The sequence below is a fragment of the Micromonospora sp. BS32 genome, from assembly GCF_059089345.1.
Genome location: NZ_JBSSHR010000027.1, coordinates 1 through 19,532 on the forward strand (window position 1 = coordinate 1; position 19,532 = coordinate 19,532).

At 68.4% G+C, this 19,532-nt stretch carries 20 protein-coding genes and 1 pseudogene; 13 read left to right on the forward strand and 8 right to left on the reverse strand.

Annotated elements, in window-relative coordinates:
* Positions 1-195: 195 nt before the first annotated feature.
* Both AC5RWQ_RS27455 and AC5RWQ_RS27460 read left to right on the forward strand, forming a co-directional pair.
* On the forward strand, positions 196-753 hold the full coding sequence (locus AC5RWQ_RS27455; RefSeq protein ID WP_494285531.1) for a DUF2716 domain-containing protein: 558 nt from the start codon (positions 196-198) through the stop codon (positions 751-753).
* A 109-nt stretch (positions 754-862) separates the two neighbouring features.
* Positions 863-1,249 carry a tyrosine-type recombinase/integrase gene (locus AC5RWQ_RS27460; RefSeq protein WP_494285532.1) on the forward strand — a complete coding sequence of 129 codons (387 nt, stop codon included), beginning with the start codon at positions 863-865 and terminating at the stop codon, positions 1,247-1,249.
* A gap of 1,355 nt (positions 1,250-2,604) precedes the next feature.
* Here AC5RWQ_RS27460 and AC5RWQ_RS27465 read toward each other — a convergent pair.
* From AC5RWQ_RS27465 to AC5RWQ_RS27475, 3 genes are all read right to left on the reverse strand, one after another.
* Positions 2,605-3,444, reverse strand: coding sequence for an amino acid ABC transporter ATP-binding protein (locus tag AC5RWQ_RS27465; protein WP_494285533.1), 840 nt, complete (start codon positions 3,442-3,444; stop codon positions 2,605-2,607).
* Between the two features lie 5 nt (positions 3,445-3,449).
* Positions 3,450-4,244 carry an amino acid ABC transporter permease gene (locus AC5RWQ_RS27470; protein ID WP_494285534.1) on the reverse strand — a complete coding sequence of 265 codons (795 nt, stop codon included), beginning with the start codon at positions 4,242-4,244 and terminating at the stop codon, positions 3,450-3,452.
* Between the two features lie 82 nt (positions 4,245-4,326).
* Positions 4,327-5,145 carry a basic amino acid ABC transporter substrate-binding protein gene (locus AC5RWQ_RS27475; protein WP_494285535.1) on the reverse strand — a complete coding sequence of 273 codons (819 nt, stop codon included), beginning with the start codon at positions 5,143-5,145 and terminating at the stop codon, positions 4,327-4,329.
* Between the two features lie 620 nt (positions 5,146-5,765).
* On the opposite strand from AC5RWQ_RS27475, the pseudogene AC5RWQ_RS27480 reads away from it, so the two are divergent.
* From AC5RWQ_RS27480 to AC5RWQ_RS27515, 8 genes and pseudogenes are all read left to right on the forward strand, one after another.
* Positions 5,766-5,987, forward strand: a pseudogene (locus AC5RWQ_RS27480) (ATP-dependent DNA ligase); the annotation flags it as partial.
* A 13-nt stretch (positions 5,988-6,000) separates the two neighbouring features.
* Positions 6,001-6,273 carry a patatin-like phospholipase family protein gene (locus AC5RWQ_RS27485; RefSeq protein ID WP_494285536.1) on the forward strand — a complete coding sequence of 91 codons (273 nt, stop codon included), beginning with the start codon at positions 6,001-6,003 and terminating at the stop codon, positions 6,271-6,273.
* A gap of 324 nt (positions 6,274-6,597) precedes the next feature.
* The gene (locus tag AC5RWQ_RS27490) at positions 6,598-7,470 is read left to right on the forward strand and encodes a class I SAM-dependent methyltransferase (protein ID WP_494285537.1); all 873 of its coding nucleotides are present in this window, start codon (positions 6,598-6,600) and stop codon (positions 7,468-7,470) included.
* A 223-nt stretch (positions 7,471-7,693) separates the two neighbouring features.
* Positions 7,694-8,014: a hypothetical protein gene (locus AC5RWQ_RS27495; protein WP_494285538.1), complete on the forward strand. Its 321-nt coding sequence runs from the start codon at positions 7,694-7,696 to the stop codon at positions 8,012-8,014.
* Positions 8,015-8,333: 319 nt separating this feature from the next.
* Positions 8,334-10,052: a hypothetical protein gene (locus tag AC5RWQ_RS27500; protein WP_494285539.1), complete on the forward strand. Its 1,719-nt coding sequence runs from the start codon at positions 8,334-8,336 to the stop codon at positions 10,050-10,052.
* A 238-nt stretch (positions 10,053-10,290) separates the two neighbouring features.
* Complete coding sequence (locus tag AC5RWQ_RS27505) at positions 10,291-11,190, forward strand: hypothetical protein (RefSeq protein ID WP_494285540.1); 900 nt, start codon at positions 10,291-10,293, stop codon at positions 11,188-11,190.
* Positions 11,191-11,416: 226 nt separating this feature from the next.
* Positions 11,417-11,635 carry a hypothetical protein gene (locus tag AC5RWQ_RS27510; protein WP_494285541.1) on the forward strand — a complete coding sequence of 73 codons (219 nt, stop codon included), beginning with the start codon at positions 11,417-11,419 and terminating at the stop codon, positions 11,633-11,635.
* On the forward strand, positions 11,629-12,366 hold the full coding sequence (locus tag AC5RWQ_RS27515; RefSeq protein WP_494285542.1) for a hypothetical protein: 738 nt from the start codon (positions 11,629-11,631) through the stop codon (positions 12,364-12,366). The genes AC5RWQ_RS27510 and AC5RWQ_RS27515 overlap by 7 nt, the downstream gene beginning before the upstream one ends.
* A gap of 217 nt (positions 12,367-12,583) precedes the next feature.
* On the opposite strand, the gene AC5RWQ_RS27520 is transcribed toward AC5RWQ_RS27515, so the two are convergent.
* The 3 genes from AC5RWQ_RS27520 to AC5RWQ_RS27530 form a co-directional block, all read right to left on the reverse strand.
* On the reverse strand, positions 12,584-13,069 hold the full coding sequence (locus AC5RWQ_RS27520; protein ID WP_494285543.1) for a hypothetical protein: 486 nt from the start codon (positions 13,067-13,069) through the stop codon (positions 12,584-12,586).
* Positions 13,070-13,379: 310 nt separating this feature from the next.
* Positions 13,380-13,628 carry a hypothetical protein gene (locus AC5RWQ_RS27525; RefSeq protein ID WP_494285544.1) on the reverse strand — a complete coding sequence of 83 codons (249 nt, stop codon included), beginning with the start codon at positions 13,626-13,628 and terminating at the stop codon, positions 13,380-13,382.
* A gap of 160 nt (positions 13,629-13,788) precedes the next feature.
* Complete coding sequence (locus tag AC5RWQ_RS27530) at positions 13,789-14,847, reverse strand: DEAD/DEAH box helicase (RefSeq protein WP_494285545.1); 1,059 nt, start codon at positions 14,845-14,847, stop codon at positions 13,789-13,791.
* Between the two features lie 13 nt (positions 14,848-14,860).
* Here AC5RWQ_RS27530 and AC5RWQ_RS27535 point away from each other — a divergent pair, with 13 nt between their 5' ends.
* On the forward strand, positions 14,861-15,643 hold the full coding sequence (locus AC5RWQ_RS27535; RefSeq protein ID WP_494285546.1) for a transposase family protein: 783 nt from the start codon (positions 14,861-14,863) through the stop codon (positions 15,641-15,643).
* Positions 15,644-15,655: 12 nt separating this feature from the next.
* Here the strand turns inward: AC5RWQ_RS27535 and AC5RWQ_RS27540 are convergent, their stop codons facing one another.
* Complete coding sequence (locus tag AC5RWQ_RS27540) at positions 15,656-16,459, reverse strand: maleylpyruvate isomerase N-terminal domain-containing protein (RefSeq protein ID WP_494285547.1); 804 nt, start codon at positions 16,457-16,459, stop codon at positions 15,656-15,658.
* Complete coding sequence (locus AC5RWQ_RS27545; protein WP_494285548.1) at positions 16,434-17,990, reverse strand: TOTE conflict system archaeo-eukaryotic primase domain-containing protein; 1,557 nt, start codon at positions 17,988-17,990, stop codon at positions 16,434-16,436. The genes AC5RWQ_RS27540 and AC5RWQ_RS27545 overlap by 26 nt, the downstream gene beginning before the upstream one ends.
* A gap of 60 nt (positions 17,991-18,050) precedes the next feature.
* On the opposite strand from AC5RWQ_RS27545, the gene AC5RWQ_RS27550 reads away from it, so the two are divergent.
* Together AC5RWQ_RS27550 and AC5RWQ_RS27555 are read left to right on the forward strand one after the other, a co-directional pair.
* Positions 18,051-18,371 carry a hypothetical protein gene (locus tag AC5RWQ_RS27550; protein WP_494285549.1) on the forward strand — a complete coding sequence of 107 codons (321 nt, stop codon included), beginning with the start codon at positions 18,051-18,053 and terminating at the stop codon, positions 18,369-18,371.
* A complete protein-coding gene (locus AC5RWQ_RS27555; protein WP_494285550.1) occupies positions 18,368-19,519 on the forward strand; it encodes a hypothetical protein in 1,152 nt (383 codons plus the stop codon). The genes AC5RWQ_RS27550 and AC5RWQ_RS27555 overlap by 4 nt, the downstream gene beginning before the upstream one ends.
* The last annotated feature ends 13 nt before the right edge of the window (positions 19,520-19,532 follow it).

Consider the following 19,532-nt stretch of genomic DNA (forward strand, 5'->3'; position numbering starts at 1 on the left):
CTACCACCGCCGCCGACGACAACACTCTCTGTCCCGGTTGACCCCTATCGAGTACGAGACCATCATGACCCCACCGGCCAGTCAGGCCGCGTGACTGAAACTGTCACCTATCGGTGCAGCAGACCCAAGGCTCTCGGCCTGCCGGCAGCAGGTATGTGACTCGACCGTCGCGGCCGACATGGAGATGATCTAGCGGTGACGACACCGGTGACCGGCTGGCAACATCTCAACAAGGCTGAGTACGACCAGGTCTGGGACGGCTTCGACGAGCCCTTCCAGTTCCGGGCCAGCATGGACGCCTCGGAATGGCCCGCAATTATCGAGCCTGTCCCGTCGCTGACCTGGGACCTCGCCCTCAGCCGACACGACTTCCATGAGCGTTGGCGGTCAGGGCTGTGGCGCTTCGCGGTCGATGAAGACGGGCTCAACCGGCTGGTCATGGGCGCTCTGCGGGATTGCGTGGCCGACGACGATTGGGTGTACGTCCTGGACTGGCAGCATCCGGCGTACCGCTGCTGGCCGCATCGCGTTGATCCTGATTTGCGCACGGACATGTGGCCCGCCGAGGTCTTCCCGAACGGCGACTACTACATCTTCGCCAGCCGAGACCTGCGCTTCGGCACGTTCGGGCACCCGTGGGAGGCCACTCTGTGCATCTGGGGAGCCGAGCTGATCAACGCCGTCGCAGCTCGCAACGCCGGTGTGCTGACCCGTCTCTACCGCCGCGACGGCAAGCCTGTCGACCACCCGTAGCAGTACCCGCCGATCCCGCCGTCAAGCTGCCAGCGTCTGCTCGACCAGTTGAACCAGCACTAGTGCTGTCCCCTCCTCGGGCTCGACGTAGGCAGTGCGGAGCAGGTAAGTGCCAGGAGCTACGTCCACGGCGACGCGGTGTTCGTCTTCAATCTCGTCGCCGGCGGCGGCCTCGGTCGGGTTAGCCGGGCTGACTCCGCACGACCTCCGGCACACGGCAGCCAGTCTGGCCGTGGCGTCGGGTGTCAACGTCAAGGCGGTGCGGCGGATGCTGGGGCACGCCTCGGCGTCGATGACGCTGGACATGTACGCGGGTCTGTTCGGTGACGACCTGGACGCGGTCGCCAACCGGCTGGACGCCGCGGTCGCCGCGGTCGCCGCGGTCGGCGTGGCGGCGGCCGAGGCGTTCGCGGCGCGAGATGCGGACAATTTGCGGACCGGCACCACAGACGGCGGCGTGGTGGACCTCGGGAAACGGCGAAGCCCAGGTCGTTGACCTGGGCTTCTGTACCGAGCCGCCTGACGGAATCGAACCGTCGACCTACGCAGTACGAGATCAAATTGCGTGCGCCGACGAGGCGTCTAGCAGGGGAAACACCTCTCGACATCTCACACCACTCCCCCGCCATCCGTGGACCTCTTGCGGACTAGTGCCACCACCTGGTGGCCCGTGGACGGCCCCGCCTCCCGGCGCGAGCGAGAGCCACGGCCGACTACTGAGTGAGCTTGGTCCGTTCGTAGTGGGTCCTGAAGTCGAAGAAGTGCAGGCCGTCCACCGCGACGTCGTTCGCGATCTCGTCTGCGGTCCACGGATGGTCGGAGTAGTCGTCGATTGCGATGCCGCCTTAGCGAGCAGCGCCAAGGTCACACGGCGGACCTCCGCTGACCCGTCAACTCGCCCCGAGACATCGATCTGAAGCGCCCAACTGGGTCGCTGGCCGCAGGCCCGGCTCAGACCCTGTACGGCCTCCGGCGCCCAGTCCCGGTACAGGTAGTAATCCTCGGTCGTCAGCTCCAGGTCCAGGCACCCGCCCACCAACCACGGGTGTCTCTGACCGGGGGACAGCTGGTCAAGCAGAGCAACGACCGCGGCCTGCTCGATGGACGGGAAGACGAAGACACCACGCACGTCAAGAGCGTCGCATACCTCGCCGATCTGACGGGATCTCCTCGGTTGGGCAAGCTCGTCCCTGCCCAGGCTCCCCACACAGTCAAGGCTCGACGAAGGCGACCGCGCCAGCGGCGTGGTTTTGACTCACGGGAAGCCATCCCGGTGTTCATGCTGGTCGAGCCAGAGGGCTCGACCACCTAACCTCTGCCCTACAAAGATCAAGACCGCTGTCGGCCGGCGTCGACTACCGCCGCTGACCTGCTCGGCTTGTCGGCCGCTGTCGCTTGTCCAGCCGTGCCCGTCGGCCGGCTTGGCTGTACGGATGGCTGTACAGCCGCCGAAGACGACGCCTGGCAGTGTCTCGCCCGTGAACGGACGGACGGCCTGGCCGAGTCGGAAGACCGTTGGCTGCTGCCCTATCGCGACATGCAGGTGGTCCAGATTCGGGTCAGCTATCAGCTGACGCTGGTCCTAGATGGCGCTCAGGTGGACATGGAGCTGCTCCGGCTGGTCACCGCCGGCGTACTGCGTTCCGCCGAGCTGATCACCCGCACCATCGGCCTCGCCGAGGTGCCCCACGCGTTGGCCACGATGGACCGAGACGCGTCCGGCGGATGTGCCTCATCCACCCCCGGTAAGTCGGCGTACCTACGACGGGTTGAGCGGACTGCGACACCTCATCGACGACGACCTGGCCACGCACTTGCACCGGTGTGCACAAAAGTAACGATGAGCGGCTGTCACAGGTTGTGGCGGTCGTCCGCCGGCAGGCGGGGTGGCTCTGGTGCCTCGGGGGACTGGTCGGGCTGACCAAGCTGCGCGACCTGCGTCGGGTCGAGGATCCGAGAGAGGAACGAGCGGGTCCGTTCGTGCCGCGGCGCGCCGAGCACCTCCTGCGGCGGCCCCTGCTCGACCACCACGCCGCCGTCCATGAACACGACCCGGTCGGCGACGTCCCGGGCGAACGCCATCTCGTGGGTGACCACCATCATCGTCATGCCGTCCTCAGCCAACTGGCGCATGACGGTGAGCACGTCGCCGACCAGTTCCGGATCGAGCGCGGAGGTCGGCTCGTCGAAGAGCATCAGCTTGGGCTCCATCGACAGCGATCGGGCGATCGCCGCCCGCTGCTGCTGCCCGCCGGAGAGCTGCGCCGGGAAGGCGTCGGCCTTGTCGGTCAGGCCCACCCGCTCCAGGTTCTCCCGCGCGATCCGCTCGGCCTCGGCGCGGCCGCGCCGGAGCACCCGGCGCTGGGCGATGGTGAGGTTGTTCAGCACGGTCAGGTGCGGGAAGAGGTTGAACGACTGGAACACCATGCCGATGCCTCGGCGTACCGAATCGATCTCGACATCCGGGTCGGTCATCTCGATCCCGTTCACCCAGATTTTGCCGGCGGTCGGCTCCTCCAGCAGGTTGACGCACCGCAGCAGCGTCGATTTGCCGGACCCGGACGGCCCGATGACGCAGACCACCTCGCCGTGGCCGACCTCAAAGTCGATGCCCTTGAGCACTTCGAGCGGCCCGAAGGACTTGTGCAGGTCGCGGATCTCGACGGCGGGCCGGAGTGGGGTGGTCGTCATATGGGTCACCGAGCCTTGGCGTAGCGGAGTTCGAGGCGTCGTACCACCTGGGAGAGGGGCAGGGTGATCGCCAGGTAGGTGAGGCCGGCCACCAGCAGCGGTGTGGCGTTCACCCGGTCGTTCAGCGTGTCCCGACCGAACTTGGTGACCTCGATGGTCTGCGCCGTCACGCCGAGAACGTAGGCGAGCGACGAGTCCTTGGTGAGCAGGATGAGTTCGTTCGTCAGCGGCGGGATCACGATCCGGAACGCCTGCGGGATGACGATGGTGCGCATCGCGGTGAAGTGCGACATGCCGAGGGTGCGCGCCGCCTCCATCTGACCCTTCGGCACGGCCTGGATGCCGGCCCGGATGGTCTCGGCCATGTACGCCGCAGCGGTCAACCCGAGACCGATCGCGATCGAACCGAACACGCCGCCCGGAATCTCCCGCTCGGGGAAGGCGATGGGAATGCCGTACCCGACGAGGAAGAGCACCAGCAGCGCAGGCAGACCCCGGAACAGCTCGATGTACGCCGTCGCCACCCAGCGGTACGGAGCCACCCGGGAAAGCCGCATCAGCGCGAGGACGGTGCCGAACACGAGGCCGAAGGCGAACGCACCCAGCGTGTAGAGGATCGTGTTGCGCAGCGCGACGGTGATGATCGTCGGGAACATCGACTCGATGATGTCGACCCGGAAGAAGGCCTCTCTCAGCCGGCCCCAGTCCGCGGCAAAGATCACCACGGCGATGATGGCGATGAAGGCCAGGTACTGGAGCCAGAGGGACAGCCGCTCTCGTTGGCGGCGTCGCAGCTTCACGGTTCGAGACGCTCCTTGGCTACGGGGAGGTTGCGTACGCGGAGGGCGCGCTCAGCGCGCGCCCTCTCGCCACGAGCTTCGATCAGGCGTTCGGCAGCTTGCCGATCCACTTCTCATAGATCTTGTCGTAGGTGCCGTCCTGCTTGGCCTTGGTCAGCGCCTCGTTGATCTTCTTGAGCAGTTCCGGGTTGCCGTCCTTCTTCACCGAGAACCCGTACTGCTCGCCGGTGTCGAACTCGGCCGCGACCTCGAACCCGCCCGAGTGCTCCTTGATGTACTCGGTCCAGACCGGCAGGTCGTTGACGGCGGCCTCCACCTGGCCGTTGGCGAGGGCCTGCTGCAGGGCGGCGAGATCCTCGAACTCGACGAGTTGCAGACCCTTCTCCTTCTCGAACTTCCGGGCATAGTCACGGCCCGTGGTCGCCGCCTGGACGCCGAGCTTCTTGCCCTTGAGGTCGTCGAGCGACTTGTACGGTTTGCCGGTCTTGACCAACATCGCCTGGGTCGCGTCGAAGTACGGATCGGAGAAGTTCATCACCTTCTGCCGCTCCTCGGTAATCGTCATGCCGGCCGCGGCCGCGTCGCACTTGCCCGTGTTCAGATCCTGGCCGGACTTGATCCCCTCGAACGGGGTGTCGACGATCGTCTGCTCGACGCCCAGTTCCTTGGCGACCAGGTCCATTACGTCGACGTCGAACCCGACCACCTTGCCGCTGGCATCCTTGGACTGGAACGGCGCGTACGGCAGGTGGGTGCAGACGGTCAGCTTGCCCTTCTCGATGAGCTTGACCCCGTTCGCCTGGACCTCGCTCTCGTCCTTCTTGGCGCATCCCGCGCTCACCGCGAGGGCGGCGATCGCCACGACGAGGCCAGCCTTGCGGACTGCGCTATGGAACCTCACGGCTGTGTCCCTCCGGTTCGGCCCCCGTATGACGGGCAGCCAAGGTTGGTACAAAAACGGTGTAACAGGGGACGGTACCTGATCTGACGAGCCGTACCTAGATCACGCCCAGTCGTTGAGTCGATGCTGTAACCGTCACGGTCAGTAAATCCGGCACTCGGCAAGCAACCAGGCGGCGAGACGCGACACCAGCAGACCTAGCAGTCGCGGCCAGGAACGATGACGGGTTCTGGATGCCATCGATCGGTCTCACCGCGATGGCCCCTTCGACCACCGCCATGGTCACCTGGCCCTGATCCAGAGGCTGCCTGCGCCTGACCCGCTTTGATGGACATCCGAGATCAGGGGCAGTCCACCGGCGGGCACCCTCAAATCAGATGGCGCGGCGTCGGTTGCTGACCTCGCCGCCAGCTCACCTGACACCGGGATTCGAACGCTTGTACGATCTTCGGGTGGAGGGCGTGGTGGGGCGCTGGTGGAATGGGATCTGGGGGCGTATGGGCCGCTCGGGGGGTGAGGGCGGTTCGGGTTCGTCGAAGGCGTGCCTCGCGGTGAGCCCTGGCCACCGGCGTGCCGGCGCCGCCGCCACGGGTGGGATGGTGCGGCCACCGGTCGCACCGATGCTGGCAAAAGCCGTCGAGACGGTGCCGGAAGGGCAGGGCCTGTCCTACGAGCCCAAGTGGGACGGGTGGCGGGCCCTCGCATTTCGGCAGCATGACGGGGTCTATTTGCAGTCCCGGGCCGGCCGTAGCCTGGGTGCCTACTTCCCGAACGTCCTCGAGGCCGTCGGTCGGGCGGTGGCGCCGGGCGTGATGCTCGACGGGGAGCTCGTGGTCTGGGAAGGCGGAAGCCCGGTTGCCAGACCACACCTGGAAGGACGCGGACCTCCGCATCGTTGTCGTCGACGCGGAGTCGGGCATCATCCGCATCATCACAAGGCACGACGGCGTATCCCTCGTGGATGCCGTCGCCGCAAGTTGTGCCATGCCGCTCTCCGCCGCTCCGGTGACCATTGATGGTCATCGCTACATGAATGGGGGCATGCGGTCGACCCTCAACCTCGATCTCGCTCCCGGGAACGGTCCGGTGGTCGCCCTCGCGCCGAGCACCGCCGCCATCGGACCCTAGGCGCGCATCGGGAAGCAGCGGGCCGCACTGGGCGGCCGGCGCCGGGTGGAGCTCCTGCTGCGGAATCCGGCCTCCAAACGAGCGCAGGGGACAAACGTGATGGACAGATCCGTCGTGCCCGCGCTCGTGGTCGCCGCCCGAGACCAGGGTCGGCACGAGGCGTCACGCGTGGCCACCGCACTCTCGACGACCACCCATTCATAGATCGCAGGCTCACAAACCCGACATTGACCGGACCGGCCGAGCAACATGACGCGATCGCCGGATCTTGGCCCGCTGTGTGACGGGCCAGTGCGGTGCTCCGGCCGGCACTATCGTGACCCGATGACGACCGACAGGTGGGCACAGTGGCTGTTGACGCGCCGAGACGGCGGAAGCGCCACCCTGCGCGCCCGGCACGCCCCAGACCTGGCGTGGTTCCGCGACGGCGTCCTCGACCGAGCCGATCTGAAACCCGATGACGTCCTCCTCGATGTCGGATGCGGAACCGGCTTAATTGGGTTTGGTGCGCTCGACCGTCTCGGCCCGGACGGCCGTGTCATCTTCAGCGACGTGTCGCAGGACCTGCTCGACCAGTGCCGGCGGATCGCCGACGGCGATGAGCGGTGCAGCTTCGTACAGTCGCCGGCCGAGGACCTTGCCCGCGTTGCGGATGCCTCCGTCGACGTCGTCACCACCCGGTCAGTGCTCATCTACTCCGACCGAAAAGCCACCGCGTTCGCAGAGTTCTTCCGAGTGCTGCGGCCAGGCGGAAGGCTCTCCCTCTTCGAGCCCATCAACCGCTTCCTGCTGCAGCACCGCCCCGACGAACTGTTCGGCTTGGGCGGCTCCCCGGTCGACGACCTGATCGCCAAGGTCCGCAACGTGTACCGGGAACGCACAGAAGCGGCCGAGCAGCCGATGGTCGACTTCGACGAGCGCGACCTCATCGCCTGGGCAGAGACGTCGGGCTTCGAGGCGTTGGAGCTGGACTACCGCGCCCAGCTCGACGTACCCGCCGAGCCGATCAGCGACTGGGACGCGCTCAAGCGGGTCGCCCCCAACCCCCTGGTCCCGACGTATGGCGAAGCCATCGCCGCCGCGCTGACCAACGACGAGCGCGAGCGCCTCGACGCGCACATGACTGCCCTGACAGCGGCCAGGACGCCTACCCGCCGCACTGCAGCCATAGCGTTCCTACGCGCGCTGCGGCCCTGAGGTCCAGGTCCGGGACTGTCCGCTCTTGCTCGCCGGTTTGGGTGCCTGCTTGGCTGCTCGGGGAGCCCGAACGCCTCGTTTACAAGCTCTGAGCGCCTCGTCCGGCAGGGTCCGTACGCATCCGCGACCTCGGCCGACTGTCCCCGCGAGTCCGCCGGCCGCTGCCCTCATCCCGGCTCGTTGCTGTCACCGTTGCTGTCGTCAGCCACCGAATAATGGCGATGTGCTCAATTACGTCCGCTGGTACTCCCTGGAAGAAGATCGCTGGAGCTACGACGAGCTGGACGCCGACAGGTGGGCGGTACGGCACGTCGAGGTACGCGGCGCGGACGGGACCATCCTGGCGGCGGCGTCACTCGCGGAGGTCCTCGCAGCGCGAGATTCCGGCGGTATGGAGGCGCTGGGCCGTTACGAGAGGCAGTACGGGATCGTGCCGGAGGCACCGCTCCCCCAGCCCAGTACTGGCATCGAGCCGCCGCTGGAGGAGATCACGGTTGAGGAGTTCGAGAAGCCATGGCGGGTCGCGCGCAAGCATCTCGACTAACTGCGAGCCAAGTGACCTCTTCGGTGTGAAGCAGGACGCTGCACCGACTGTGACCTGCGGAAACGAGAAGACGCAGGCAGGGGTGGGTGCAGTTGCGCGCCATTGAGTGCCGTTCGGTGCGGTTGAGGGCCGTTCAGTGCACCCTGTTGCTCCCAGCTTGCTCCCCCGATCCCGGGCTCGGCGCGAATTGCTTCGATGCGGCCATCGCGGCTCTTCGGCGTGGCGGTTGCCCTGCCCGACAGCGCGGCCCAGCCGGGACAGCGTCGCTTGCCGGATTCCCATAGGCTGCGACGCCTGTCGCTCAGGGAGTTGGTGAGCCGTGCTGTCCTACCGCTCGGCGCGCCCGTGGCTGGCTCGCCTCGGGCTGCTCGGCCAGTTGGTGCTGCTGACCAGCCTCGGGGCGGCCCCGGCACATGCCGCGCCGGCCGATCGCGCCGTCGCGACCGAGGGTGTCATCTCGCACCGGGCCGGTGCTGCCGCGATGGCGGTGGATGCCGGGCCGGTGGTCGGCACGGCGGTCCGGGTGAGCAACGGCACCGCGACTCCCATTAAGCATGCGGCAGCGTTCGGCCGGACGGAGGCCGACGCGGAGAGTTCGTCGCCGCGGACGAACGGCGCCCTGCTGGGTGGCCTGCTGGGGGCCCTCGGTGGGCTCCTGATCGGCATCACCGTGAAGCTCGTCCGGCGAGCCGTCGAGCGACGGGAGCAGCTAGCGGCCATGCCGTTCCCGCAGGGTGCGCCCGCCCCCGTCCCACACCTGCCCACACTTGCCGCGCCCCCGCCCTCACCGGCCGCACCCGCGTCCGTCGTCGGGATCGCGCCGCCTGCTGTGCCGGCCGACAGCGGCCCTGAAACGGTGCGGATGCCGAGCGTGGGCGCCCCCGTCGCCCCACCCGGTTGGACGACTGCGCCGGTCGCCCCGCCCGTCCCGGTCTGCCCGCCGCAACCAGCACGGCCGCCGGGACGTCCGCCCCAGTACGGCCCCCGGTGCGCGCGCTGCCGCGAACTCGTCCCGGCGGACGCGGCCTACTGCGGCGAGTGCGGCCTGTCTCAGCAGGAGCCCCCGTTCGGCGAGGAAACCGCCGGAGCGGGCCGGCTCTTCCGCGATGGGCCCGGCCGGCGGCGCCGGTGGCGCATCATCGCGGCCCTCGCGGCCGGCGTCGCCCTGGTCGCGGCGGTCACATTCCATTGGCAGACGTCCCCCATGTCGCCCCGCGACACCGTCGTCGCCTACTTCGACGCGCTCGCCGACCGTGATGCCGACCGGGCCCGATCCCTGCTCTCCACGGACGTCGCGAATAGGGCACCGGCGATGCTGACCAGCGGAGCAGCCCTCCGCGACCGTGGATACCACCCGCCCCGGGACCTCCGGATCACGCTGGTGGACGTACGCGGTGACGTCGCCGAGATGGCCGGGGAGTACGAACTCGACGGCAAGCGGCAGAAGACGGGGCTCATGCTGATCCGTGACGGGCGCGGCGGCGAGCGGCGCCCGTGGAGCATCAACTATCTGCCCGGGCTGGAGCCGCCCTCCGGTGAATACGGGTTCGAGGCGCTCGTCATCGCGGGCACCCGAGCGCCGGCCCGTTTCCAGGCAGCGGTGTTCGAGGGTTCCTACCTCGTCTCACTGCCCGACCATCCGATCCGGGAGGTGACGGCCACGGTCAGGGTGCGCGCGGGCGCCCGGGAGGCGGGCTATATCCGCACACGGATGCGGGACAGCGCGCGCGAGTCGATCGAGACCCAGGTCCGGGCGTACCTGGACAGGTGTGCCGCGAGCACGGAACTGTGGCCGAAGGGGTGCCCCTTCTCGGCCTACAGCTCTAATCTCGAGACACGCGTCACCTGGCGGATCACCCAGTATCCGTCGGTTGAGATCACGCTCGGCTCTACCGGGGACGCGCAGGTCGTCAGCGGGGTCGGCGAGGCGACAGCGACGACCGCAGGTGGCGAAGTCCTTTATCAGGCGGGCCCGTCGTTCAGCCTCCACGGGGTTGGGCGTGCCGTGGGCGACAGGGTCCTGTTCGTTCCGGCATGAAGCGCAAGCATCCGCCAGCCGCACGAGCGGTAACCGTCTTGTCCACCCCGATCAGCGAGGGGTCCCGATGACAGATGCACCGCCCGCTCGGTATTGCCCGTACTGCGGTGCGCCGGTGCCGGGCAGCCCGAGATACTGCTACCGGTGTGGGGCCGGACAGCCAGGACACCAGCCCGCCGACGGTCCGGCCGGCCGACTGTCACGGCTCCGCCGGCTCCGGCCGCTGGTCCTGATCGGCGTGGCCGTCGTCGTCCTCGTCGCGGCCGCGGTCCCGTTGCTGAGCCCACGGTGGTTTCCGGACGGCCCCGACGACGTCGCCCGCGCCTACTTCGAGGCGCTCGCCGAGCGGGACGCCGACAAGGCCCTGGCGTTCCTCGCTCCGGACGCGCACAAATCGGCCGACCCGCCGATGCTGACCGACCACGTGCTTAACGACCCCGGATACACCCCACCCGACGAGGTGGAGGTCCAGGTGTTGTTCCCGGCCACCGACACCAGCACGGTGAAGGTCGACTACCGCATCAACCAGGGGAAGAGTCAGCTCGAGCTCACCCTGACCCGCGACGACGACTTCACCGGCTGGAAGATCCAGGACGGGCTCCTGCCGATGGCGTTGCCGCGGAACGAGGCCGGGTGGGACACGTTCCTGGTCTCCGGCACTGCGGTACCGGCGACCCGGCAGCGGCTCGAGGTGTTTCCGGGCGCATACCGGATCATGCCGATGGGAAACCCGTTGCGGGACGCCCCGCCCATCACCGTGCGGGCGGGGTCCGCCGAAACCGAGCGCCTCCTGGTGCGCCTACGACCCACCGCTCGTGAGGCCATCGAGCCGCAGGTGCGGGCGTACCTCGACACCTGCGCCAAGAGCCGCGAACTCGTGCCGCCCGGCTGCCCGTTCGGCGGCCGCAGCGACTGGCCCGTAACGAGTGTCAGCTGGACGATCACCCACTACCCGACTGTGCGACTGCATATGACGAGCGGTACGGAGGCGCTGGCCGTCGGTGACGCCGGGGTGGCCGACGTGACGGGACGGAACAGCTTGCCGGTTTCGCCGGAGTTCGCCTACAGCACGACGTTCTCAGTGTCCGGGTCCGTCCGCGTCACCGACGGAAAGCTCGTGTTCGTGCCCACCGACTGACCGCGACCCATCCCGGCAGGGCAGCAGGTCCAGACAAGGAGTTCGGGTGAAGCAGCCACAGCCACACCGGTACTGCACCTTCTGCGGATCCGCGCTCGTCTTGGCGTCCTGCCCGCGTTGCGGCCCAGCCCGGCCCAGTTCGGTCCCGCAACGCCCGGCACCAGCCCCGGTCCGCGACGGACGCGGACTCAGGACACCGACGGGCACCCGGCGGATCTGGCCCACCGTGCTGATCACCACGATCGTCGGGTTCGTGCTCCTCTGTGCGGCGACGGTGCGGCTGGTGCCCCGGTTCATCGGACCGGAAGCGGCGGTACGCACGTACTTCGACGCGCTGGCCGACCGGGACGCGAACAAGGCGCGCGGGCTGCTCGCCGACGGCTCCGGGGTCGGCAGCCGGGGCCCATCGCCGGGGTCGATGATCGGGCGGACCTTTCGTTGCTGACGATCAGCACGCTGCGCAGCCCCGGCTACACCTCACCGCGCAACGTGAGCATCGAGCGCAGGAACTGGACCGGCGCCAGCGCGACCGTGGAAGTCAGCTACGACTTCGGCGGCCCGCGCATCAACATCACCTTGCCGCTTATGAGCGAACGGGGCATACGAGGGTTGCGTTCGTGGCGGATCACGGACGGCCTGCTCGAACTCCGGTTGGACTCTGCGGTGACCGGCCGGCTGGTCGTCGCCGGCACTACTCTGCCGGTGGCGACCGCACGGAGCCTCGTCGCCTTCCCGGGCGCCTACCGAGTCACCCTCTCGGAGCATCCGCTCTACCGGGCGCAGCCGGTGATCGCGTTCGCCGGGGGCGCGAGTCTCTCCCCTTCGCCGGTCGAGGTTCGCGAGAGCGTGCGCGAGGACATCGAGCAGCAGGTGCAGTCCCACGTGGACGAATGCGCGCGCCGTAACGAGCTCGCACCCTCGGGATGCCCCTTCGTCGCGAGCAGCAGCGTACCGGTGAAGATCGTGTCCTGGACCATCACGCGGTATCCAGAGCTGAGTTTTACGGTGGTCGCGGACGGTACGGTGTCGGTGGCGAGTCCCGCCCAGGGCGTTGCCGCCGCGACCGTCGTCCGCTCCTCGGGCGCCGGCACCTCCTGGCAGGAAACCGTCACCTTCGACATCCGTGGAACCGTACACGTCGTCGACGGCAAGGCGGTCCTCTCCATCGCGCGCTGACACGTCGTGACCGCCGCAAACGACGAGCAACCGAACGCCCCGTCAAGGTGCTATGGCGCCCCTCTGGCGATGACAGCCATAGACACTGGTCGACTACGGCGGCCACGCACCCCCGGCGGAATCCGTGGCCGATGGCGCCGACGATCCGAGTAGCCACGCAAAGGGCCAGGTGGTGCCCGGGCCGGACGTCCAGGAATCTTGCCGGACCGTGGGGGGCCTACAGCCGGTCGCCTGTCGACAGGTGGGGCGCCATGTAGCGGATCAGGGGTCCGTCCGGATCGTCGTAGGCGAGAACGATGTCCGGTACAGCGACCGCCGCAGGGTGCGGCTCCCCTGCCTTCTGGTGGCTGAGGTCGCCATTGCGTGGCGTGGAGACGGCGGCAGCTACGGTGATATTCACGCGCTGCACCCCACGGTCGGTCTCCTTGGTCGATCCGGACGTAATCACGACAACGGTCGAGTTGTTCTCTTGCCGATCCGGGGGCGGGTCGCTTGCGCCTACCGGGTTCGGCTTCGGGGGCAGGCATCGGCAGGGGCGGCCGCGGGCGTGCAGCGCTTGCGCCAGGTGATCGATCACGGCGAGGTGGGAGTTAGGGCAGGCCACGGCCACTCTCAGGCCTTTGCCGACCGACGCTGCGATGATCGTGTCGGCAATAGTCGCTAGTGCTGCGCGCTCGCGCGCGATGGCGGAAAGGTCAGGCACTTTGGTGCCCTTGACCCGGGCTGGACTTCACATCGGTAGAGGCGCGACCGTCCCGGTCGCTCGTTACATCGGTAGGCCTCAGCCAGCAGGGTTACGCCATGACGAACGGGCTCTGCGTCCCCGTAGCAGCCGCGCGGACTGTCCTGAGCAGCTGGCCGTCCGCGCGGAGGCGGTACGAGCACGGCCAGTAGGCCTGGCAGTCTCGACACCGGCGGGGGTCGTCATCATACTGCCGGTGGCGGTCTGCCAACGCCTGCCACTGCTCCATGTCCATGTCCACGTTCCTCTGATACCCGCCAGCGCCACCCTGTCACACTGTTTCCTGCTGCTGAAGATCGGCCCCGCGCGCTCCGCCGAACAGCGGAACCATCAGCCCCACAACGGCACACGCGTCCGTCGACGCCGACTGCGGCGGCGCGGGTGGGACGACTTTGGCCAAGTCGCTGACGAGGCCGTACAGGCGGGAAACATCTTGTGCGAGATCGCCGAGAGTGATCGCGGGTGGCAGCTGAACGCGGGCTCCGAACATGCACGCGTCACCGATCTTTGGGGTCCGCATCGATGCGCACTCTGAGTACGCATGCGCTGATACTACAGGCCTTGGCTGCGGTAACGGCCTGCGTGGCGGTTGCAGACCGGCCTGTCGGCGCCCGGGCCTACGTCGCGCAGTAGGGGCGCGCGGTGGAGGGTGATGGTGAGGTCGAGGGGGTCCGGTGCGCTCACGCCTTGGAGAAGCCGAGTGCTCGGTATCCGGGCATGCGGCGTTGGAGTGAGGCGGCGAGGATGGGGGTGGCCGGTTCGTGGTAGTCGTGGACCTCGGCGACGTCCTTGCCGGGTGCCGTCCGGATCACGCGCCCGGCGCACTGGATGAGCAGCCCGTCGTACGAGATCGGGCCGGCGAGGAAGAGGGTGTCGAGCGCTGGGGCGTCGAAGCCTTCGCCGATGAACGGTGTGGTGCCGATGACAAGGAGGCCATCACCGGCCTTGGCTTCGCCAAGTCGGTCGACGGCGGTTCGCCGGTCGGTGGTGCTCATCGCTCCTTGGAGTACGAGCGCCTGACGTCCGCGCGCCGCGAGCATCGCGGTAAGGGCGTCGACGTGGGCGACCCGCCGGGTGAGGACGAGACAGTTGCGCCCGCGCGTGAGGGCTGCGGCGACATCGTCGGCGATCTGGGTGTTGCGCGTCTGGTCGAGGGCCAGGCATCGGTGGATCTCGGCGAGTGCGCCCGGTTCGTTCAGGTCCACGTCGCCGGCACGAAACGTGGTGTCGTGGACGTGCAGCAGTCGTCGTGGTCCGGCATCAACCGCCATCGCGGCCGCGATGGTGCCCTGCTCCTCGTCGGTCATGGTGTGCCGGATCGGGCCGAGCTGCCAGGTGACGAGCTGGCCGAGCCCGTCACGCCGGACGGGCGTGGCGGTGAGTCCGAGCCAGAACTGCGCGGCGATTCGTTTGACCGAGTGCTCGTACGCCGCGGCCGCGAGGTGGTGGCACTCGTCGATGATGACGTGCCCGTATCCCTGGGTAAGTGTGGTGATGTCGTCGCGTCTGGCCAGGGAGGGCAGCAGTGCGATGTCCACTGTGCCGGTGAGCTTGCGCCGGCCGCCGCCGAGTTGGCCGGGCCGGATGCCGAGGAATTGTTCGAGGCGTGCCCGCCACTGGTCAGCCAATGAGCCTTTTTCATCGTGACGGTGCAGGTCACGGCCAAGTGGAGACCCCAGGTGTCGGGATAGGACGAGGCTCCCGGTAAGACAGCAATCGACCAAGATCAGATGCCCCAACCGGGAGCCTTGTGTGCTGTCTTACCCTGCCGCAATTCCGTTGTCCGCCCGCAGCCTGAACCACCTCGCGGGTCTCATCCGCCGCCACCGTGAACAGCGCAGATCCCGATGGCGGCGCCTTGATCCCGGCCGGCAGGCACTGCTCGCGCTCGCCCACCTGCGCAACGGTGACACCGTGACCCGCCTGGCCTGCGGATTCGAGATCGGTTTCACGACGGCTTGGCGGTACGTCCGGGAAGCTGTCGACCTGCTTGCTGCCACCGCAGACGACCTGAACGCCGCGATGGACCGGATCCGCCGGCTGGCCTACGCGATCCTCGACGGAACTCTGATCCCGATCGACCGAGTTGCCAACCAGAAGCCCTACTACTCGGGAAAACACCGCCGTCACGGCCTGAACGTACAGGTCGTCGCCGACCCGGCAGGCCGGCTGGTCTGGGCCTCAGCTGCCCTGCCCGGCTCGGTCCATGACCTGACCGCGGCCCGCGCTCACGGCATCATCGACGCCCTGAACAGCGCCAACGTGATGACCTTTGCCGATAAGGCATACCAAGGCGCCCACGGCAGCATCCGCACACCGTTCAAACGCCACCGCTACCGGCCGAACCTGCCGCGCTGGCAGAAGAAGGTCAACCGCGCTCACGCCCGGATCCGGGCCATCGGTGAACGCGCCAACGCCACCCTCAAGACCTGGAAAGTTCTGACGAAACTGCGCTGTTGCCCACACCGCGCCACCGCGATCCTGCAGGCGATCCTGGTTCTGCACCACGTCGAGAGCCCGGCCTACGCAGGATAAAAGGGATCGTTGTTACACGGACGGGTCCCAGGCTGCGAGCTGATCGAAGATGCGACGGTCGCCTTCGAGCTTCAGGGAATCCAACGGTATGCGGCCGTAGAAGAACAGGACTAGGTCACTGGCCGTGCCCCGGGCGGAGGCGTCGGCCGTGTCCGGGGCCTCGCCGGCAGCGGGCTCGCCGAGGCGGGCGACCCGTGCCCCGTCGCGGGACAGCCGGAGGCGCCAGGAGCGGCCCTCGGTGGCGTGGTAATCGACGACGGCGGGTTGGTGTGGCCAGGCGACCGTCGTTGCGCAGAGGGTGAACTGGCAGTCGTCGAAACCGTCGAGGGCGACCTCGTCTGGTAGCGGCTGCGGGGCACCCACGGTGAGCTGGACGTCGTAGTTGTACACCGCGATCTCGGGAACTTGGCGTCGCGCCCATGCGCCGGAGGTTTGTGGTGACGGCGAGTCATCCCACCATGTCCAACAACCGCGATCCGGGCCGGCCTCGCGCAGCGTGCTCGTCAGTTGCTCGATGGACTCGGTCCACCAGGTCAGGAGAGCCTCGCGCTCCCGGGGAGCACCGGCACCGTCCTCCCAGGCGGACTTCTCTGGGGGAGCGTCTGCGGGCCCTGCGGCGACGATGGCGGCTGATTTGCGGCGGGCCATGCCGACGTGTTGCACGAGATCGAAGAGCGTCCGCTCGGGAGAGGCATGCGGATCGCTGGTCAGAACCGGCACGTCGAGGCTGGGCGCCGCCGCGACCGCAGCGCGGAAGGCGGTCGACCGTTCGTCAATGAGCCGTAGATGATCAGAGAACGTGAGAATCTTGTGCACTCCGGCTTTCTACCAGTGTGCTCCCACAACCGGACAGCGATTTTCGCAGCCGACGCGGCGGGCGCCGCGGCACTGGCGCGGCAGGTTTCCACCTGCCGTGACCTGCACCGTCACGATGAAAAGGGCTCAATGCTTTGCGGTCGACGAGCACCAGAGTTGAGGTGCCGCGCTCGGCGATCACAGCGCAGGCCATGACGGTCTTGCCGGAACCGGGCGGGGCGACGAGCACCCCGTCGTCGTGGGCGAGGAGTGCATTGACTGCGGTGCTCTGCTTGATGGTGAGTTCGGCGGTGAACGAAGCGCCGATTTCGCGGCCCGGGTTTCGCCCGTCGGTGACGGCCAGCCTCGATCCGGCCTGTTCGACGATCGCAGCGATCGTGTGGCGCAGACCGCGCGGCAGTACCAGACGATCGTCGAGGGTGAGGTCGTAGCCGCGGATGAATCGTGGGGTGTCCCAGGTGGACTTGCGCAGTCGCTGCAGTTCGTAGAACTTCGGGTTGGCCATGGCGGCGGCGTGCTTGAGCGTCGCCAGCGCGGCCGGGGTGAGCTGCGCGGCGTCGAGGCTCAGCCCGGCACCGGCTTCCGCGTGCACCACCGGTGGCAGCGCAGGGTTTACTGAGGTCGCGTCGGACCGGCTCATCGAGGCGACGTCCGTGCCGGTGGTGGCACGTTTCCCCTGCCGGGCGATGCGTTCCGCGTCGCTGGGGCTGAGCCGGTCCAGCGTCGACAGGAACGCCCACTGGTCCTCGTACGGCTCAAGCGTGCCGAGATCGAGGAACGTCGTCAGCCCGTCCCTGCGGCGTCGGCCCTGCAGCGGCGCGGCGATGAGGTTGCCGAAGCCGCCCTCGGGAAGGACGTCCTGGTTGGGGAACAGCCGGTCGTACGACCGCAGGTCCATCGACCCGCGCAGCACCATCGCCTCGTGCAGCAGTGCGGTGCCGACGGCCCGCGCCACCGCCGCCGGGACCACGCCGGCGAAGAAGATCCACACGTGGGCGCCGCGATCGGACTGGGAGATCTCCAATGCCGCCGGCACAGCGCTGGCCCGCGCCGCCTTGACGTAGGCCAGGGCATCGAGCATCGCCGTCGGGCCGTCGAAGTCGGCGACCACGAAGTGGCATGTGTTGCCGGGCAGCAGCGGGTACAGCCCCATGAACACGTCGCCGACGAGATGAGCGGCGACGACCTCAAGCGTACGCGGCAGGTAAGTAGCGCCGCGCCGGTCCATGCCCTTACGCCACCCGCCGGCAACGGCCGGCATCCACCCGGCAGCGCTGGTGCGGGTGTTCTCCCAGCGCACCGCGTACACGTCGACGCGGGCCCGGAACCGGTCGGCGAACAGCGCCAGCTTGTCCGCCACCGGCGAGGCCATCGTGACCAAACCCGGCGCAGCGACCGGCGCGGACAGCTGCTCCGGCGCCGGAGCCGTGTCCTGACCGCGCAGTTCCAGCAGCCGTGACAGCCGGGCGTTCTCCGCCCGTAACCGCTTCACCTCCCGGCGAAGACCCTCGAACTCGTCTACCGAACCCACCGAACCATCCTCGGGTATCGGGCTCCGAACACCCCGGGACGGGTCCGCTATCCTGCGCCGATGGCATCGAAGCGGAATGCGGCGCTCGAGGCGATGATCGAAGAGGCCACCGTCGACGCGTACGGCGACGACGAACAGCTCACCGGCCTGTTCACCATGCTCGAAGAGCATCTGGCGGTGCCGTTCACCACCACCGTCCTCGGCATGGAGGTAACCATGCAAAAGGTCGACCTCACCGCCGATAGCATCGTCGCGGTCTGCGCCCGGGGCCGCCACCGGCAGAAGATCGACCTGCTCGACCTGCCGCTGCCCACACCTGCACCGGACGGCGCCGACTGGATCGACGCCTACCGGCACTGGGCGGGGCGGAAGCCACGGTGAGCGAGTACCAGTACTACGAGTTCACCGCCGTCGACCGGCCCCTCACCACCCGAGAGCAGGCCGAACTGCGTTCGCTGTCCACCCGGGCCGACATCACCGCCACCAGCTTCGTCAACACCTACCAATGGGGCGACTTCAAGGGTGACCCGCGCAAGCTGATGGAGCGGTACTTCGACGCGCACCTGTACCTCGCGAACTGGGGCACCCGCCAGCTCATGCTGCGGTTGCCGAAGCGCGTGCTCGACCCCGCCACCGTCGCGGACTACTGTGCGGGTGACAGTGCGTTCGCCTGGATCGCTGGCAGGCACGTCATCGTCCGCCTCAACCGGGAGGACGAGGACGGTACCGATGAGTGGGACCTCGACGGTCACGGCCTGCTCGCCTCGATCATCCCGGTCCGGGCCGGCCTCGCCGCCGGCGACCTGCGCCTGCTGTACCTGGGCTGGCTGCGCTGCGTGCAGTCCCTAGAGCTCGACGACGACGAGCCCGAGCCGCCCGTCCCGGCCGGGCTGGGCACGCTCGACGCGCCCCTCACCGCGGTCGCCGAGTTCCTGTGCATGGACCGTGATCTGCTCACGGCCGCGGCGGCCGGATCGACACAGACCGCAGCCGACGAACCGACCGCCGCGCAACTGCGCACCTGGGTCCTCCAACTGCCCACCCGAGACAAAGACGCCATCCTGACTGACCTGATCACGGACAGCGACGGTCACCTTCGCAGCCAACTGCTGCGCCGGTACCGCGACGCGCATCCGACGGACGCGTCCACCACGAAGGTCCCACGCACCGCCGGGGAACTGCTCGCCACCGCCGCACACCTCCGCGCCGAGCGGGAGCGCCGCGACGCCGAGCAGCGCGAACACGACCGGGCCCGCCGGGAACGGTCCGCGGCGGCCGCCCGGCAGCGGCACCTCGACGCCCTCGCCGTTGACCAGCCGAACGCCTGGCAGCAGGTGAGCGAGCTCATCGCCACGAAGAAGCCGCGCGAGTACGACACCGCCGTACAGCTCCTCGTCGACCTGCGCGACCTCGGCGAACGCGACGGCAACACCACACTCTTCCAGCAACGGCTGGCCGAGCTTCGGGCGGTGCACGCGCGTAAGCCCAGCCTGCTCGAACGCCTCGAACGGGCAGGTCTCGACGTCTGAGACCGTCCGGCCG

What these genes read in the sequence shown, in the direction of transcription:
- AC5RWQ_RS27550 (WP_494285549.1), top strand. Translation starts at nt 18,051, where the DNA reads ATGGCATCGAAGCGGAATGCGGCGCTCGAGGCGATGATCGAAGAGGCC.
- AC5RWQ_RS27465 (WP_494285533.1), bottom strand. Translation starts at nt 3,444, where the DNA reads ATGACGACCACCCCACTCCGGCCCGCCGTCGAGATCCGCGACCTGCAC.
- AC5RWQ_RS27525 (WP_494285544.1), bottom strand. Translation starts at nt 13,628, where the DNA reads ATGCGGACCCCAAAGATCGGTGACGCGTGCATGTTCGGAGCCCGCGTT.
- AC5RWQ_RS27490 (WP_494285537.1), top strand. Translation starts at nt 6,598, where the DNA reads ATGACGACCGACAGGTGGGCACAGTGGCTGTTGACGCGCCGAGACGGC.